Below are 17,977 nucleotides of genomic sequence, written 5' to 3'. Positions count from 1 at the left end.
ATTAAGTAAGCAACATTTGAGTTAAGAAATAATTACAAACCACTATAACAACAATGGTCCAAACTACAGATTGAGTACTTGCTTTTCCTACCTCTAAAGAACCTCCTTTAACATAATATCCATGATAGGATGGAACTGTAGCGATAATAAAAGCAAAAACTATTGTTTTTATTAATGCATATACAATCAAATAAGGATCAAAATCGAATTGTATCCCAACAATATAATCTTCTACAAAAAACATATTAGTAGCCTTACCAGCTACCCAACCTCCAAATATGGCTAAAAACATACCCAATACAACTAAAAAAGGGTAAAAAAAGATCGTAGCTATTAATTTTGGTAACACTAAATAATTTAAAGAATTAACTCCCATAATTTCCAGCGCATCAATTTGCTCAGTAACTCTCATAGTTCCTATACTTGAAGTAATATAAGACCCAACTTTCCCCGCCAAAATGATAGAACAAAATGTTGGAGCAAATTCTAATATTACAGATCTTTTAGTTGCGAAACCAATAAGCATTTTTGGAATTAAAGGATCACTAATATTTAAAGCAGTTTGTAAAGCTATAACTCCACCAATAAAAAAAGATATAAATGCAATTATCCCTATAGATTTTAAACCTAATTCCTCTATTTCTCGAAATAAAGACTCCCAAAAAACTCGAAACTTTTGTGGTGCTCTAAAAACTTGACTCAGCATCATAAAATACTTACCCACATGCTCGATATAATTCATCTACTACAATTTATTTTGCTAATGTACTAAAGAATATTCATTTGGATAAATTCTTGAATAAGATTAAAAAATCATTAACATCACTGTATAAAAAACACTTTTTTAGTTTCTAATTATTTAATTTTGAAATTCAAAATTAAAGCAATGAAATATTACATAAAACTTATTATTGTTTCATTATCTATTGTGCTTTTTAGTTGTACTTCTAAAGAAAAATCAAAAGATAATATAACTCAAAAAAACAAGTTAATTGTTGGTATTGTTGTTGATCAAATGCGATACGACTATTTAACAAGATTTGATACTAAATATGGAAATGGAGGTTTTAAACGACTTATAAATAATGGATTTTCTTTAGAAAATGCTCATTTTAATTATATTCCAACATATACAGCAGTTGGTCATACTTCTGTTTACACAGGAACAACTCCAAATAATCATGGAATAATAGGAAATAATTGGTATGATAAATTTGAAAAAAAATCAATTTATTGCGTTGATGATAACAATTATAAAACTGTAGGTAATGAAGGGGATGGAGGAAAAAAATCTCCATATAGAATGTTAACTACGACTGTTACTGATCAATTACGATTAGCTCAAAATATGAAAGGTAAAACCATTGGAATTGGAATTAAAGATCGTTCTGCTATTTTACCTGCTGGCCATACAGCTAATGCTGCTTATTGGTTTGATGGTGGTAGCAAAGGAGAATGGATAAGCTCTAGTTTTTACATGGACAAATTACCAAAATGGGTTTTAGATTTTAACTCTTCTGGTAAAGTAGATGCATATTTAAATGAACCATGGAAAACTTTATACGATATTAACACTTACACTGAAAGTATAGCTGATGACAATGAATTTGAAAATACTTTTAAAGGTGAAGACAGACCTGTTTTTCCTCACGATATACCTAACTTAAGAAGCAAAAACAATAACTACAGTATCATTAAAGCAATTCCAGCAGGAAACTCTTTAACTACAGATTTTGCTAAGGCCGCTATAATTGGAGAAAATTTAGGACAAAATGAATATACTGATTTTTTAACTGTTAGTTATTCTTCTACAGATTATGTAGGACATCAGTTCGGTGTAGATTCTAAAGAAATAGAAGACACATACTTAAGACTAGATAAAGAACTTGAAAGTTTATTGATTTTTTTAGATGAAAAAATAGGAAAGAATAATTATAGTATTTTTTTAACCGCAGATCATGCCGCAGTTCAAGTTCCAAGTTATTTAAAATCTGTAAAAATCCCTGCTAATTATTTAAGCAGTGTTAAATTTTTAAAATATGTGAATGAAATCACTAAAAAATATTTTAAAGCTGAAGATTTTGTTGAAAACATATCAAACTTTCAAATATTTCTTAATAAAGAAAATATTGAAAAGAAAAACCTAACTGTAAAAAAAGTAGCAGAAGTAATTAGTGAAAATGTAATTAATTACAATGGAATATATAAATCTATAACTGCAACAACTTTACAGAACACACAATTTAACAATGGTATTTTAAGAAGTTTACAAAACGGATATAATCAAAAATATTCTGGTGATGTATTATTAATTCCTAATCCTTCTACAATTATATATTCTAAGAAAGGTTCTACTCATGGATCAGGTTATTCTTATGACACTCATGTTCCAATAATATTTTACGGAAATGGAATTTTAAAAGGTAAATCAAAAGAATATCATGAGATTATAGATATAGCGCCAACAATTTCTAATCTATTAAAAATAGAATCCCCAAATGGATCAACTGGAAAAATAATACACAAGGCATTAAAATAAAAAAAGAGTACCTAATGGTGCTCTTTTTTATTTATTTGTTTTACATGTTTCGTCTGTATGAATGTAACATTTTTTTGGTTTTCTCCTTTTATTTCTATATCGCAAGCGTTTTGTTCTTTTCACTATTCTTTTTAATTCAATTTCTGTTTTAATAGTTTTAGTTTTTTGTCTTTTATGTTGTTTTTCTGGAATTTTAATAGTACTTAGATCATTAATAGAATTTTCTTCTATATACTCTATTTCTTTACTTTTAGTTATTTTTTGAGCTTTTATTTGCTGAATACTTAAAATCAACAGCACTGATATAGGAAAAAGTATGTTTTTAATTTTTGAGGTCATAATAATTAATTTTTAATCTTGGTTTTAATTTTAATTATTCAATTCAGCATGCTTATAATAGTAGTCTCACAAGAACCAATAACTTTACAAAAAAACATAAATTTTTCTTATCCTAAATCTAAACACAATAGATCTAAAACAACAAGAAACCGTTTATAAAACGATTTCTTATTATATATTCTTCTTAATACTTTATCTATATAGATTAATTAATTCTCTTTCTCAATCATCTTCCCCCGTTGTTTAAGCAAATAAAAAAATTGCCTTTACAGACAACTTTATTTATTTCTTTTTTGGTTTAGATTCACATTGTTCTTTTTTTACATCTTTAACACACTTCTTTGAATCTTTTTTCCTTTTATTTCTAAATCTTAATGTTTTTCTTTTTTGTGTAATTTTACTCAGCTTCTGTATAGCTATAGCTTCTTTACTTAGTTTTTTACCTTTCTTGGTTTTTGCGTTTATTGTAACGGTATTAGAAGGAGCGGTTATAGAATTTAATCCTCCATCTTCTTCAGCCTCTTCAAGATATTCAACACCATGTTTAACAACTACTTTTTTTTGAGAAAAAGTTTCTTGAGAATATGTAAATAGTAAAATTGAAATTACTAATAACAGGGGATTTTTAAAATGCATAATTCATTAATTTGGGGATAGAACTAAAATACAAAAAAAATATGTTTTTAAAAAGCCTTTATCGATAAAATACAATATTGTATCGATGAATGGTAAACAACAAAAAAGATCTCTTAACTAACTCTTTTCCATTATTCTATTTTTTCTTCACCTCTATTTTACATGGAGAATTATTTTCTTTATAACATTTATTCGGTTTTGTAACTCTTTTCTTTCTAAACCTTAACGAAGATTTTCTCCTTTGAGTTATTTTTTTTAGAGTTTTAATAGTAACAGAATTAACACTCTTCTTTTCATTTTTTTTCTTTACCTTAACAATGAGGGTTTGGCTTGGAGCTTCTATTGAACTTAAATCTTCTGAAAGATTTTCTTCTTCTAAATATTCTACTCCATTTTTAACTACAACTTTTTGTGCAGCTAAAGTTTCAATTCCTAAAAAGATTGAAAATATTATAACTGATATAAATTTTATTTTTAAAGTCATAGTTTATAAATTTTAATTACACTATTATGACACTATTTTTTTAAAAAAGTCACATGAATTTAAGCTATAATATAATTACCTCAATTTATAGTTTAGACAAGAAAACTTCAGCCATCATACATCTAGCACTTCCTCCTCCACAACCTTCAATAATATCTAGAGAACTAAAGATTATTTTACAATGTTTTTCTATCTTTTTAATTTGATCTTTTGTCAAAGATTCATAAGCTGCTTTGCTCATTACTAAAAATCTTTCATCATCTTTACCTCTAACTTGAAGCATATTTCCTGCAAAACTATTTACCTGATTTTCTGTAATATCTATTATCTCTTTTCCATCATCTTTTAAATGTTTCACAACATTTTTTCTTTCTTTTTTATCATCTATAGATTCCAAACAAATAACTGCAAAAGTTTCTGCTATACACATCATAACATTAGTATGATATATAGGTTTCCTTTGATTGTTTACTGTTTGATTAGCTGTAAAAACTACAGGTGTATATTCAAAATCTTCACAGAATTCAATAAATAATTCTTCATCTGCTCTTGGTGACAATGCGCAATAAGCTTTTTCATTAACTCTATCCAACAATATACTTCCTGTACCTTCTAGAAAAATATTTTCTTCTTCAGCAGAAGTATAATCAACAACATTTTCAATAACAAAACCATTATCTTCAAGAGTTTCTAATACATCTTCTCTTCTTTCTAACCTTCTGTTTTCTGCAAACATTGGATATATAGCAACAGTTCCATTCTGATGTAATGAAATCCAATTGTTAGGAAATATAGAATCTGGTGTATCAAAATCTGTAGTATCTGGTATTACAATTACATTTACTCCGTAACTTCTTAATTTTTTTACATAATTATCAAATTCTTCTTGTGCTTTAGCATTTACTGTTGACGGTAAAACATTATTTAATACCTTTTGGTAATAGTTATTTACTGCTGTTTGTTCATTCATCCTAAAACCAATAGGACGAATCATTAGAATCGTATTGGTAGTTTGTTTCATTAAAACAAAAGTATAAATTTATTAGGCCTTGTTTTATAAATATTACTCCTTTATCAAAAAAATAAGAAATTCAATTTAAATTGTTTTTATATAGTTTGCATTTAATACAATTTTATAGAAAAAAGGTGGAAGTATATGAGGAATACATCAAAAGTAATTATAATACGAATTACTTTTTCGACTGAAATGATTCAATCTAAACAATAACTTTTAGAAAAAACTGAATATTAATCTAGTTGTAAATTATTATTACTAGTATACTTTATTTTTTTCTCTAATTGTTTGATCCTCTCTTTTTGAGCTAATAATAATTTAAAAATTTGAGAATCTCTTTTTTCGTACTTTATAGAGGTTATAACAACCTTATTACTTTTAGGTTTCTTTTTTAGCTTTATTTTAAGAATGTATTCAGGCCTTATCGAATCTGTAATATTATTTCTGTTTATAACTTTTTCTTTATTCTCTTTCTGACCTAATAAAGTTGATAAGCCAAAAACTACAAACACCAATGAAAAATAGATTTTTTGAGTCATAACATCAGTTTTTTAGATTTATCTCTTCACAATTTAATTCTTTACTATACGAATTAATATATAATAAAGATCAATTACAAATTTCTTACTATAAAAGGGGATAAACACTCTTTAAACAGGTTTAAATTTAGATTATATCTTTGCCCTTTATTTTTTACAACGGTATTTATGAATTTAAAAGATCTTGAAGGTAATTTTTCTGTAATAGGATCAAATCAAAACGATAGCGATTCAAATTATAAAGGTATTTTAACTTTAAAATTAAATGATTATCAACAGGTTTTAGCAGATTGGACAATCAACAACGATCAAAAACAAAGAGGAATCGGATTTTTTAAAGACAATATCTTAGTTATAAATTTTGAATACGAAGGGAATGACTCTTCTATTTATAAAGGTGTAGTAGTATATCGATGCTTAACGAAAGATATACTAGATGGATTTTGGTCAGAAGAATTTGGAGATCCTAATTTTTTAGGTTCTGAACGTTGTTTTAGAATAAAAGATACTATTCGTTTGGACTAACTTAATCGATTACCTTCTAAAAAAAGAACTTATCTTCTTAAAAATACCTCCAATTTTAGATTTAGAATCTTTTTTCTCTTTTAAAAACTTGGCTTTATGTTGTTCTTTATATTCATATTTATTTAAAATATTTTTGACTCTTTCTTTATAAACTTCTCCTTTCAACTTGTCCACCTGATAAATATAATTCGCGAAACCATCTATTTCTGCAAGAACATTTGCTCCACCATTCCAAGTTTTTCCCTCTAAACCTTCATTTTCGATTTGAAATAATAAAGCTCTAAATCTTTTTAGAGATTTTTTATTAATATTTATTTTTTCATTTACAACAATACCAGTTACTTCTTGTCTCTGATTTTGTTTCATCACTCTAAGTTTGTCGGGATGTAATTTAAAATTCTCTTCTCTAATTATTTTTTTAGAATATTTTAAAATTGCTGTGATATTTGGAAATTGTTCAACATCACCTGAAAACGTAATATCATCTACATAACGAGAAAAAGTGAAACCATATTTTTTAGCTAGTCCGTCTAATCTAAAATCTAATTTTTTACATAAAATATTAGTTATAGCTGGACTACATGGAGAACCTTGAGGAAGGGAACGATCGCCTCGTTGCGTATAATAATTTTCCCCAAGTAAACTAATATCTAATATTTTTGGTTCTGAACATAATAATGCAAAAATAACAGATAATTGTTCTGAATACCCTAGCGATTTATATACTCCCTTAATTCTATTGTATGTTACTGATGGAAAAAAGTTTTGAAGATCTTGATTTATAACTACTGCTTTATTCACATGTAAAGCAGCATTACTAACTATTGATTTTTTTTGAACACATCCGTGAGCTTTTTCATGTACCGTTACTTTATTTAAAATATTTTCTAAAATAAAGTGTTGCGCCTTTTTTAAACGAGGCATTGGAGCAGAAATTAACCTGAAGCCTCCTGTTTTTTTAGCTACTTTAAATCTCTTATAATGTGAAATTTTTGAATTCTTTCTTGAAAAAGCTAAAAACCTAAGTTCATTAACAGAAATCCCCATAGCCTTGGCTAAATCTTTAACCGAATTGTATATTGGTAATCCATTCTTATTAAGCCTACCAACATTTGAATCAGTATGATTTAATTGATGAGAAAAACCTTTTCCCAAATAAATAATATCCTCTTCTTTGGTTTGTTTCCACTTTTCAGCTTTTGCTTTCTTTAACTCTTCTCTTCTTAACTTGGTTTCCTTTTGTCTTTCTTTAGACAGTTTCTTTCGTTCTGAATGCTTTCTAGCAATAAAAGCCTCAGTATCTGTAAGATTTTTTTGTTCTCTAGTTAACTTATGAAGTTTATTAGAAAGCTCTCTTTCTTCTTTTAAAAACGCATTTACTTTTTCAAAATCTACACTTCCTTCTTTCCAGAAACCTAAACGTTTCATTTCAGAAAGTATATATTCATCTTTCGATGATTCTTTGATTTTATCGTAAATCTCTTGTTTTCTCGTAGCTGAATTATTCATAAACAAAAAGGTAGCAATAAGATGTATTTTTTAGTTTCCCTTCGTACGATTCTAAAGACTGAATTGAACAACTCCAGTGAAATAGGTACTATAGTACTATTTCACTTCGCAGAAGTATAACCGGAAATGGTACTATAGTACCTATTTCACAAGTTAAGTTCGAGTCAGTGACGCGTTCGGTATCTGTGTGCAAGATTGGCGATACACCAATCGGGTTGCAAGGTTTTTATCTTATTACTACCAAGGTTTAAATATATTAATTAATCTTTATCAAATGTTATTCTTGTAGCTAAAATATGCTCACAAGGTCCTTTTGTCATCTTATTTTTATAGTAAAAACTACATGTGCATGAAGCTTCCTCTATTTGTAAATCATTATTAATAACAACTTTAGTATCGTAGCGATCATCCACAATAGCTGTTATTTTAATTTTTCTATTTTCTTCTACTTTTAAATTTTTAACAGCTCCTGATTCCATTAATCGGTATGCCTCTTTATCAATTTCACTTGAAAAACGAAGTTCTTCAATATTTATTCCGTCTTTTTTAAGTTCTCTAATTCGGTAAACCTGATTTTTTAAATCATAAACGATTTTTCCAGCTTGCGTAAAAGTTTGTAACGCCTGTTGAACTGAAAATTCATCTATCCCAAGATTTTCAGTTAATTTCTGAGATGTATTGAACCAGTCCTTACGCAAAGCTAAATAAATACTTTGCATTGTAGTCGTTGGTACTTTCTGCCTAGGTGAAAGTAAATCTAGACTTGTAGATTTTGTCCAATCGTTAGCCGTCCAACCTGATAATCCTAATGTAAAATACATTTCATTAGTTAAATGCGCTATGTAAAAAGAAGGCATACCTGTTCCTAACAAGTGAACAGTAAACTTGTTTGTAATTGGTAATAAACGCTCAAGTAATGTTATTCTTCTTCTTCCCCAAACTCTTATTTCATGTTTCTCATTACCTTTATATATAGACTGAGAGCATACAATCTCAATATTCCACGGTTCAAAAACTGCCACAATTGGTTTATCTGGCTCTAAAACATATTTTATAGCTCTTGGTCCTGTTTTCTCTTTATGCCTTTTTAAAACTAATATAAAATTAGTTATATCTATAGGGTGCAAATCAAAAGTTACTTTATCATTCGTCATTGCAGTACTCACCTGTAAAAACCCTCTTACCCAGCTATCTGGCAAATCTATCTTCACTTCTCTGTAAGCAGTTTCACCCGTTGTTTGCACATCAAATCCTCCAGGATCTACTTTAAAGTTCGTTTCTTTATATGTTCTTATTTTTTGAAATTCATTATATAATTTCTTAGAATAGTCAATGTTTGTTGTTCCGCATTTAAAATCACTTATCGAATTAAATACATCATAGCCACAAGATAACTTTCCATAAACCGATTCATCTTTACTAAAACACTCAAAGAAAATCTGATCTGGATGAACAGTGATCACAGGATCTAACACAAACCAAGCTGCATAATCTCTTACAAATAAATATTTAAAATATTTTCGTTGTGCTTCGTAATACGGTTTAGTAATTACATCTCGTTTAGAACGTAGTTCTTTTAGTTGCTCTTGTAAATTCTTTATTTCTTCCTTTACAGAAACCAAATTTTCAGAAGCTTCTGCTACCCATATATCCTCTTGACTTTTCAACCATGCCAAATATTCGGTATTATCTTTAGGCTGAAAATTAAAATCTGCTGTAACGACGTGATGTAAAGCTGAAATAGCTTCTCTAAAAGGAATTTTCTTATCTAAAGTCCCTACAAAATAAGTTGGATCTCTTAATACATCTGGAGCAAAACTTACTCCTGTTGACGAAGCATTATTCTGAACAGAACTATTACCGCTATATTTAAAATTAAACTTCATTCTTTTTCTAAATTTCTTTTATTGTTAACGGAACTTCTATGTCGTTATAAGTCTCCGTTATCATTAACAAAATATCTAAAACATAATCTCTATCTGTAATTGTTTTGGACCCTAAAACAGAGGTCAAAATACGAACCGACATTAAAGCAACTTCTTTATATTTTTTAGATTCCTGTTCTAAAAAAGAATAAACTCTTGTTTTGGTAGACCTGTTAGTATTGATATAAAATAATGTTGTCTTAAAATAACTCTCTAACTTCAAAATTACTGGAACATTATCTGTTGCGTATTCTTTTAAATAGTTCGTTACAAAGAATTGCATTTCTTTAGTTGGATGCTCTTGTAGTTTTAATAATAGAGGCAATCCTTTTTCTTCTGAAAAATGTTTAGTTATTAAACTTCTTCCAAAAGATTGCACACGTTCTTTAACATGATCGCATACATAAACCAACATATCTACTGTCCAATTTTTAGTATCTATATGTTTATCGAAATAATCACATGCCCATACTACAACATCTTCCCAATCAGAATTAAATATTTTTAAAGAAATTTCTAACTCATAATTAATTCTTGGAATATTTTTTTCGAAATATTCATACATCAACTCTCTAATAGCAATTACATCGCTATCTGAAAGGCGGATTACGTCACTCATTTCTAAAGTACTTAACGACACTCGTTTTTGAAACAAAGGAGTTCCTAGTTTTTGAGCAAATTCATATTTAGATAAAACGAGCTCTATTAAGTGCTCCTTTGAAAGTTCTTTTAAATCTTCGCCATAAATATCAATTAATAACTCATAACTATTTTGATGAATTCCTTCATACACTTCTGCTTCTGAGATCTGTAAAAGCAACTGATTTAATAAACTTTTTTTGAATACATCATCTAATTTTACAAGCTTATGAATACTTGGTTGAATAGCTTTTCTTATTTCTTCATATTCAGAAAAACAATACAATACTATATGCTGTTTATTTTCTAATAAAAAGACATCCGGAAAGTGTGCTAGAATTTCTACTCCCGCTTTTCTTAAAGCTGAATCATCTGATATAATATACTCACTATAAGTATCTTTAAACAATTCATAAACAGAAACATTTGCGTGTTTAGCTAAATTTATAGCAAAGAGTTTATTAGAAATTGAACTAGAGCTAGCTAATTCTATAATTTTCTCTTTAGTTATATTTTCAATTAATGTTCCGAATTTAGTATTTCCTATTAATTCATTTACCTGATTTAAAAATAAATTTGAGAAATTTGATGGTATTGCAAATAAAGCACTTAATGAAGCTAATGCAATCTTATTTTCATACTTCACTTTTTCAATAAATAATTCAGATAAATAATTAATTACTCTTACCTCATCTGTATGTAATAACTCTACTATAAAAGTAACATCGGATAAATATGTAATTTCAAATTTCTGTAACCAGCCTAAAGCTAGTGTTATTGCTTTATTATTTTTAGACTTTAATAAATTAATTAATATTACGTTTTCAGGCTTATCTTCTTTATATTTTTCTTCTAAAAAAGAAGTTATTAGATTTAATACTTCCTCTTGAGAATGTTGCAACAGTTTTAATAAATTTTCATTGGAAATTGAATTTAAGAAACTTGGATTATCATTAATTACACGTAATGCAAAGTTAATAGCAATAGTACTTTTAGCATTCGCTAAAATATATAAAACCTCTTCTGGTTTATCATTCCATAATTCAGGAAAAATTTCTTCTCTAGAAGCAGTGTTTTTTTCTTCTTCTGAAAAATAAATTTGATGTTGATCACTAAATCTATTTGAATTTCCATACAACACATACATTAAGCCTAAGTAGTTAGAATATGCTGGATAAAAACTCTTCACTGTTTCGTAACGTCTAGTTTCTGAATTGTAATTATAGTTATAATCTACTCTTTCACTAACACGATCATTATCATCATTTAAAGCACATAGCATTCCTGTCGCGAATTTCACATAACTTTCTTTTTTTGCAATACTTAAATTATATATTTTCTTGTAACTATTCTTAATAAAATATTGCTTCGTTTTTCCTGAAAAAGCAATTCCAGGATTTTTCTTTTGCTTTTCTTCTTGAGCAGAAACCCATTGATTTCCTACATAAAAATAATCTGATGTATAACCCGAGTTGCTTACTGCCATTCGTTTCGATAATAATCCAAAGAACATCGCGTCTTCAGTAATTACTGAAGTTCTGTACATATATCTAATAGACTTAAATGTATTTACCTTTAATGGTAACTGTTCTATAATTGAATATAATTGTTCTCGGTAAGCAGTTTCTTTGTAAGAAAATAAATAGGCATAATACAATAACATTGGATTCTTAGGCTTTTCACCTAAAAGTTGTATAGGTAAATTTTGAATTTGCTCTGAAGTGATGTACTCTTTAACTAGTTCATGAAGTTCTTCTTTTTCAGAAATGGTTCCAAATTTCAGAATATATGCACAAGCTATTCTTCCTGTTATTGTTTGAAATTTATTTTCTTTTAATACTTTTAAAATCGTTGATGTGTATTCGGAAACCTCGAAATGACTTAAAGCCGCTATTGCATTATGCTGTTCAAATTCATCTTTTGATGTGATAAATTGACTTACTAAAGGAACTGCTTCTTTAATTTGAAGTACTGTAGTTCGAGAAATTATTTTTGAAACTTTCCAACTTCGAGTATAAGTTCCTGACAAGGCTTGTTTAAGATACTTAAGAATCGTATCCTTTTGTATTGTATTCTCTTCTTTATGAACTTCTTTAATAGCTCCTAAATCTTCTGAATATCCTTTTTTTTCTTTACTCTCAACTAATTTAGAAAAAACACTTTCTGCTTCTTCTAGAGATACAGGAAAAACAGTTTTTGTACCTTCTCTTAGATTTGCACCTCTTCTTCCATATCTGAAATTAACCACGAACAATTCTTGGCTTTCACATAAATCTACCTCATAAACTTTATCTGACTTTCCTTCTGAGAAGTATAGCGTTTTTTGTTTAATTAATTTCAAGTCTTACATTTTTTGGAGTTTAAATATATAAAATCCATTTGTATGATAAAGACTTTTCTGGAATAGAAATTAATTCATTTTTTTAAAGTCCATTTTTCAAATTAATAAAGTTTCCTTGTAATTCTTGCTCTTGTAAAAAATCGATAGCTCTGGCACTACGAATTCCTGATTTACAATACACAACTACTGGTTTGGATGTATCGATTTCAGAAAAACGGTTAGGTAATTCTCCTAATGGAATATGTTGCCCGCCAATATGATACTGTTCACGTTCCCAATTTTCACGTACATCTAACAAATTGTATTTTGTTATATTCTGATTCAAATCTTCAAGAGTTATTTCATCTTCAATAATCGTAACTCCACAAAATGCTTCATAATTTTCATCTAAAGTAGTTACTTCAGATCTCTCAGTTTTACTGTAATTTAACACTAATTGACGCATCGACAAAACGTCTAACACTAATAATTTATTTGCAAGTACATCTCCTAAACCAACAATCATTTTAAGTACTTCATTCGCTTGTAAACTTCCAATAACTCCTGGTAAAACTCCTAAAACTCCAATCTCAGAACAATTAGGAACATCTTTCGGATTTGGTGGTGTCGGATACAAACACCTATATGTTGCACTTCCTTTATAATTAAAAACACTTACTTGACCTTCAAATTTAAAGATAGATCCATAAACTAAAGGTTTATTGGTAATTACAGCAGCATCATTGGATAAATATCGAGTTTGAAAATTATCGCTTCCATCTACAACAATATCATATTGTTTAAATAACTCAATTGCATTATGTTTAGTTAACTGCTCTTTATATATCTGAAAATTGATAAAAGGATTTAATTTTGATAATCGATTTGCAGCAGTTTCAGCTTTAGATTTTCCAACGTCTTCAATAGTATACAAAATCTGACGCTGTAAATTGGTTTGATCTACAATATCATCATCGATAACACCAATTGTACCTATTCCTGCAGCTGTTAAATATTGTAAAACAGGACAACCTAAACCTCCTGCACCAATGACTAAAACTTTAGCCTCCTTTAATTTTATTTGTCCCTTCTCTCCTATTTCTTCTAAAATAAGATGACGGTTATATTGTTTTTTTTCTTCTATGGTTAGCATTACTCTTTTATACTTTCAATAATTTGTTGTAGAGCTTTTTTTGCTTGTGGTAAAACTGGTAGCAACGGATAAATATGAGGCATTTTAGCTCCGTTTATAAGTTTTACATCTACTCCTTCTTCCTGCATTTTCTTAACTCCAATTTTAGCATCTGGATACATAATATCATACGCTCCAATATAAATCTCTGTTTTAGGAAATCCTTTAAACGTTCCATATAAAGGAGAAATGATTTTATCTTTTAAATCTAAACCATTTGCACACATTTCTTTTGCAGAAAGTATACCCAACACATTTAACATTGGATCTTTTTCAGCTATAATTTCTATTTCAGGATTAGACATACTCGCATCAAAAACCGGAGTAATTAAAATTAACTGTTTAGGAATTTCTTTTTTCTTTTCAAGGAGTCTTTGGGTTAAAGTCATAATTAAATTCCCTCCAACAGAATCTCCTATCAAAGTAATATTTTCAGATAAAACAAAAGTTTGAGTTACAAACTCGTAAACCCAATCTATGTTTTGACAAATTTGATGAATGTTATATTCTGGGGCTTTAGGATAATCTATTAACCACAATTCTTTGCCTGTATGCTTTACTATTTTTTCTATAGTATTCCAATGATGTTCAGCCGGGCCAGAAATAAAAGCACCTCCATGTATAAAAATTATTAAATCCTTACTAGTTGTATTCGGCTTTTTAATTTTATAAATTTTAGTATCATCTAAATCTAAACTTTCTACTGAAAACTTTTTTAAAAAATGTTTAGGTGGTAATTTTCTATCTGACTTTCTTAATTTTTTATAATCAACAGGTTTTTTCGAGAATATCTTTTTTATTCCCATCATTTTCAAAATAAAAAAAGTAAATTTTCTTAACATTTAACTTTAATTAAAATATTCCCAATCTTTCCAAACTACTTCTAACCCTTTATCTTTCAACATAACTGTGATTTCTTCTGTGCTACGTTCATCCGAAATCTCAAATTGTTCTAAAGATTGAGGTTCTACAGCATAACCTCCAGGGTTCGTTTTCGATTCTGCACTAATCGAAGTAATACCTAAATGTACAATATGATTTCTGAAAATTTCGCTTTCTCGAGTAGAAATAGACAATTCTACATCTTCATCAAATAAACGATACGCACAAATTAATTGTACTAAATCAGCATCTGTCATTTCTACTTTAGGTTCTAAACCTCCAGAATGCGGTCGTAATCTTGGAAAAGAAATGGAATACTTTGTTTTCCAGTATGTTTTTTGTAAATATTTCAAATGTAATGCGGTAAAAAAACTATCCGCTCTCCAATCTTCTAATCCGAATAAAGCTCCTAATCCGATTTTATGAATTCCTGCTTTACCTAAACGATCAGGTGTATCTAATCGATAAGAGAAATTAGATTTTTTCCCTTTTGGATGATGCTTTTTATATTCTTCTCTATGATAAGTTTCTTGATACACTAAAACGGCATACAATCCATTTGCAATCAATAACTCATATTCATCTTGATCTAATGGTTGAACTTCAATAGTGATATTTGAAAAATGTGGTTTTATTAATTGAATTGCATTATTAATATAATCTACACCAACCGTACGGTTCGCTTCTCCTGTAACTAATAAAATATGATCGTAACCTTTATTTTTTAAGAACTCTACTTCTTTTAAAATTTCGGCATCTGTTAATGTTCGCCTTGGAATTTTATTTGTTAGACTGAATCCGCAATATGTACAAATATTTTGACATTCGTTACTTAGATACATCGGAGCATACATTTGAATTGTATTTCCGAAACGCTTTTTGGTTAACTGATTACTCAACTGAGCCATTTGCTCAATATAGGGTTTTGCAGCAGGTGAAATTAAGGCTTTAAAATCTTCTAAATCTCTTTTATCTGAAGCCAAAGCTCTTTCTACATCAAGAGATGATTTAGAAAGAATCTCTTTCATTACTGAATCCCAGTCGTAATTATCAAATATATTTTCGAAGGTGTTCATTATTTTATTCTTAATGAATTCTTTAATCTTTACATTTTCTTTTTCTATTGATGAAAAAAGAAACAAAAAAATCTAGTCGTATTAGCTCAAAAACGAAGTTAATGGGCTACTTGCTTCTGCATGTTTTTTTACTGGGGCTAATTTTGCTTCATAAGCTATTCTTCCAGCTTTAACCGCCATTTTAAAAGCTTTTGCCATTTCAACTGGATTTTGAGAAACTGCTATTGCTGTATTTACTAAAACTGCATCTGCTCCAACTTCCATCGCGTGAGCCGCATGTGAAGGTGAACCGATTCCTGCATCTACAACTACAGGAACATTAGATTGTTCTACAATAATCTCTAAAAACTCTAATGTTTTTAATCCTTTGTTACTTCCAATTGGTGCTCCTAATGGCATTACACATTGTGTTCCTACTTCTTCTAATCGCTTACATAAAACAGGATCAGCATGAATGTAAGGCATTACAATAAATCCATTTTTCACTAACTCTTCAGCTGCTTTTAATGTTTCTATAGGATCTGGTAATAAGTATTTTGGATCTGGATGTATTTCTAATTTCACCCAGTTTGTTTCTAAAGCTTCTCTAGATAATTCAGCTGCAAAAACTGCTTCTTTAGCATTTCTTACTCCTGAAGTATTTGGCAATAAATTGATTCGTTGATGATTTAAATGTGTTAAAATATCATCTTCTTCATTTTGTACATCAACTCTTTTAAGCGCTACTGTTACTAATTCACTTTCACTTTCTAATAAAGCATCACGCATTAATTCTGAAGAACTAAATTTTCCTGTTCCTGTAAACAAACGTGATGTAAATGTTTTATCTGCTATTTGTAATGAACTCATAATAATTAGTTAGTTGTTTGTATCTAATTTAAAAACTTGCTCTTGTGAACTTCCTGCTTTTAAAATTTGATAAAATTTTGAAATGGAATTAAAATCTTTAGTTATTTCTCCTGATACTGCTATACCATGAATATTTGTTTCTAATAACGATGCTACATCTTCTAAAACAATTCCTCCTATAGCTATTATTGGAGTTTCTGTATTCAATTCATCTAATAATACTTGATAACCTGCAAGACCTAAAGTCGGACTTAAATTTTTCTTTGTAGTCGTATATCTAAAAGGTCCTAAACCTATATAATCTACTTCCTTTTTAAGTAATACTTTACAATCCTCTAAAGTATTTGCTGTACCTCCTATGATAAACAAGTCTCCTAAGTATTTTCTCACTTCAGCCGGACAAGCATCTGTTTTACCTAAATGAACTCCATCTGCTTTTACTTCCTGTGCAACTTTATAATGATCGTTTATGATTAATCTTGTTTGAAAATGACTCGTAATCTCTCTTGCTTTTTTAGCAATTTCTAAAATAACCGCTTCTGTTTCATTTTTCAAACGAAGTTGTACCCATTCTGCTCCAGCTGTACAAGCTTTTTGAATATTTTGCAAATGTGCTTCAGGAGTTTTTCCTTGTGATATATATTGTAATTTACTTATCATTTGTTTTAGTTGTGATATCCTAATAATGTTTTGTTAGAACTCAATACTTTCTCGATGTAACGTTTTCCTTTAAAACATGATTTTACTAACGGGTATTTTAAAGCGATGTAACTTGCAATTGCTGATGATAACACACAACCACTTCCATGCTTTCCAAATATTTTAATTCCTTCTTTAGGATTGAAAGGATGTATTTTTCCTTCTTTTGTATATAAATAATCTATTCCTTTTTTTTCAGGATGATGTCCTCCTTTTAAAAATAAGTGAGTTTTCAACTGAATATGATGTATTGTTTCTTCAATCGTTTTTTCTTGATATAAATTCTGGATCTCTAGATAATTCGGAGTAATTAGATAGATCTTCTCTAAAATTTTATCGAAATCACTTTCACTGAAATCGTTTTGAAACACAAAACCTGTGGATGATTTTAAAACTGGATCTAAAACAATTTTAGCGTCTGGATTTAATTGTAAAACCGTATCAATAATTTTAGATAATTTTTGCCAATCTTCAACAATCCCGATTTTAACAGTGGCAATCGAAAAACGATCAAACAAAACTTGAATTTGCTCTATAATAGTATCCAAAGCAATCCAATCACATTTCAGAAATTCTTTATCATTTTGAATTGTATTAGCAGTACAAACTGATAATCCGTAACATTTTAATTGCTCAAATGTTTTTACATCTGCTGTTAAACCTGCTCCGTTTGATGGATCTAAACCTGCAATTGTTAATATGTATGGTCGTTGTTTCATTTATTATTTCAGTCATTATGATCGAAGTATGAGAGAAGTAATCTGTTGTTCAATGAAAAGATTACTTCGTTTCACTCGTAATGACATTAT

Annotated in this window: 17 protein-coding genes; 2 read left to right on the top strand and 15 right to left on the bottom strand. The window is 28.7% G+C overall.

All coding sequences use genetic code 11. From position 1 onward, the window contains the following. Position 1: 1 nt before the first annotated feature. Positions 2 to 742 carry an MlaE family ABC transporter permease gene (locus AC2TEO_RS14640; RefSeq protein WP_442265525.1) on the bottom strand — a complete coding sequence of 247 codons (741 nt, stop codon included), beginning with the start codon at positions 740 to 742 and terminating at the stop codon, positions 2 to 4. Positions 743 to 886: 144 nt separating this feature from the next. Between AC2TEO_RS14640 and pafA the strand changes: the two genes are divergently transcribed. Then, a complete protein-coding gene (gene pafA, locus AC2TEO_RS14635; RefSeq protein WP_442265524.1) occupies positions 887 to 2,539 on the top strand; it encodes an alkaline phosphatase PafA in 1,653 nt (550 codons plus the stop codon). A 27-nt stretch (positions 2,540 to 2,566) separates the two neighbouring features. On the opposite strand, the gene AC2TEO_RS14630 is transcribed toward pafA, so the two are convergent. From AC2TEO_RS14630 to AC2TEO_RS14610, 5 genes are all read right to left on the bottom strand, one after another. Further along, the gene (locus tag AC2TEO_RS14630) at positions 2,567 to 2,878 is read right to left on the bottom strand and encodes a hypothetical protein (RefSeq protein WP_442265523.1); all 312 of its coding nucleotides are present in this window, start codon (positions 2,876 to 2,878) and stop codon (positions 2,567 to 2,569) included. Positions 2,879 to 3,160: 282 nt separating this feature from the next. Further along, positions 3,161 to 3,514, bottom strand: coding sequence for a hypothetical protein (locus tag AC2TEO_RS14625; RefSeq protein WP_442265522.1), 354 nt, complete (start codon positions 3,512 to 3,514; stop codon positions 3,161 to 3,163). 136 nt (positions 3,515 to 3,650) lie between these two features. Then, complete coding sequence (locus tag AC2TEO_RS14620) at positions 3,651 to 3,998, bottom strand: hypothetical protein (RefSeq protein WP_442265521.1); 348 nt, start codon at positions 3,996 to 3,998, stop codon at positions 3,651 to 3,653. An 85-nt stretch (positions 3,999 to 4,083) separates the two neighbouring features. Then, positions 4,084 to 5,019 (bottom strand): citrulline utilization hydrolase CtlX, encoded by a 936-nt coding sequence (gene ctlX / locus AC2TEO_RS14615; RefSeq protein ID WP_442265520.1) that lies wholly within the window; start codon positions 5,017 to 5,019, stop codon positions 4,084 to 4,086. 227 nt (positions 5,020 to 5,246) lie between these two features. Continuing rightward, entirely contained in the window at positions 5,247 to 5,552 is a 306-nt protein-coding gene (locus AC2TEO_RS14610; RefSeq protein ID WP_442265519.1) for a hypothetical protein, read from the bottom strand. 168 nt (positions 5,553 to 5,720) lie between these two features. On the opposite strand from AC2TEO_RS14610, the gene AC2TEO_RS14605 reads away from it, so the two are divergent. Continuing rightward, positions 5,721 to 6,077 carry a hypothetical protein gene (locus tag AC2TEO_RS14605; protein WP_442265518.1) on the top strand — a complete coding sequence of 119 codons (357 nt, stop codon included), beginning with the start codon at positions 5,721 to 5,723 and terminating at the stop codon, positions 6,075 to 6,077. Positions 6,078 to 6,086: 9 nt separating this feature from the next. Here the strand turns inward: AC2TEO_RS14605 and AC2TEO_RS14600 are convergent, their stop codons facing one another. From AC2TEO_RS14600 to AC2TEO_RS14560, 9 genes are all read right to left on the bottom strand, one after another. After that, positions 6,087 to 7,586: a reverse transcriptase family protein gene (locus tag AC2TEO_RS14600; protein ID WP_442265517.1), complete on the bottom strand. Its 1,500-nt coding sequence runs from the start codon at positions 7,584 to 7,586 to the stop codon at positions 6,087 to 6,089. Between the two features lie 260 nt (positions 7,587 to 7,846). After that, entirely contained in the window at positions 7,847 to 9,472 is a 1,626-nt protein-coding gene (locus AC2TEO_RS14595) for an SWIM zinc finger family protein (RefSeq protein WP_442265516.1), read from the bottom strand. A 7-nt stretch (positions 9,473 to 9,479) separates the two neighbouring features. Then, complete coding sequence (locus AC2TEO_RS14590) at positions 9,480 to 12,491, bottom strand: WGR domain-containing protein (RefSeq protein WP_442265515.1); 3,012 nt, start codon at positions 12,489 to 12,491, stop codon at positions 9,480 to 9,482. An 82-nt stretch (positions 12,492 to 12,573) separates the two neighbouring features. Further along, a complete protein-coding gene (moeB, locus tag AC2TEO_RS14585) occupies positions 12,574 to 13,623 on the bottom strand; it encodes a molybdopterin-synthase adenylyltransferase MoeB (RefSeq protein WP_442265514.1) in 1,050 nt (349 codons plus the stop codon). Continuing rightward, positions 13,623 to 14,471, bottom strand: coding sequence for an alpha/beta hydrolase fold domain-containing protein (locus AC2TEO_RS14580; RefSeq protein WP_442265513.1), 849 nt, complete (start codon positions 14,469 to 14,471; stop codon positions 13,623 to 13,625). Before AC2TEO_RS14580 ends, moeB begins: the two co-directional genes overlap by 1 nt. A gap of 39 nt (positions 14,472 to 14,510) precedes the next feature. Further along, the gene (thiH, locus tag AC2TEO_RS14575; protein WP_442265512.1) at positions 14,511 to 15,620 is read right to left on the bottom strand and encodes a 2-iminoacetate synthase ThiH; all 1,110 of its coding nucleotides are present in this window, start codon (positions 15,618 to 15,620) and stop codon (positions 14,511 to 14,513) included. An 81-nt stretch (positions 15,621 to 15,701) separates the two neighbouring features. Further along, complete coding sequence (locus tag AC2TEO_RS14570) at positions 15,702 to 16,469, bottom strand: thiazole synthase (protein WP_442265511.1); 768 nt, start codon at positions 16,467 to 16,469, stop codon at positions 15,702 to 15,704. A gap of 9 nt (positions 16,470 to 16,478) precedes the next feature. Beyond that, positions 16,479 to 17,129 carry a thiamine phosphate synthase gene (gene thiE, locus AC2TEO_RS14565; protein WP_442265510.1) on the bottom strand — a complete coding sequence of 217 codons (651 nt, stop codon included), beginning with the start codon at positions 17,127 to 17,129 and terminating at the stop codon, positions 16,479 to 16,481. A gap of 5 nt (positions 17,130 to 17,134) precedes the next feature. Next, a complete protein-coding gene (locus AC2TEO_RS14560) occupies positions 17,135 to 17,887 on the bottom strand; it encodes a hydroxymethylpyrimidine/phosphomethylpyrimidine kinase (protein WP_442265509.1) in 753 nt (250 codons plus the stop codon). Positions 17,888 to 17,977 lie beyond the last annotated feature (90 nt).

This window comes from Tenacibaculum aquaeponti (assembly GCF_057221555.1).
This window is presented reverse-complemented; position numbering and strand designations above follow the sequence as displayed.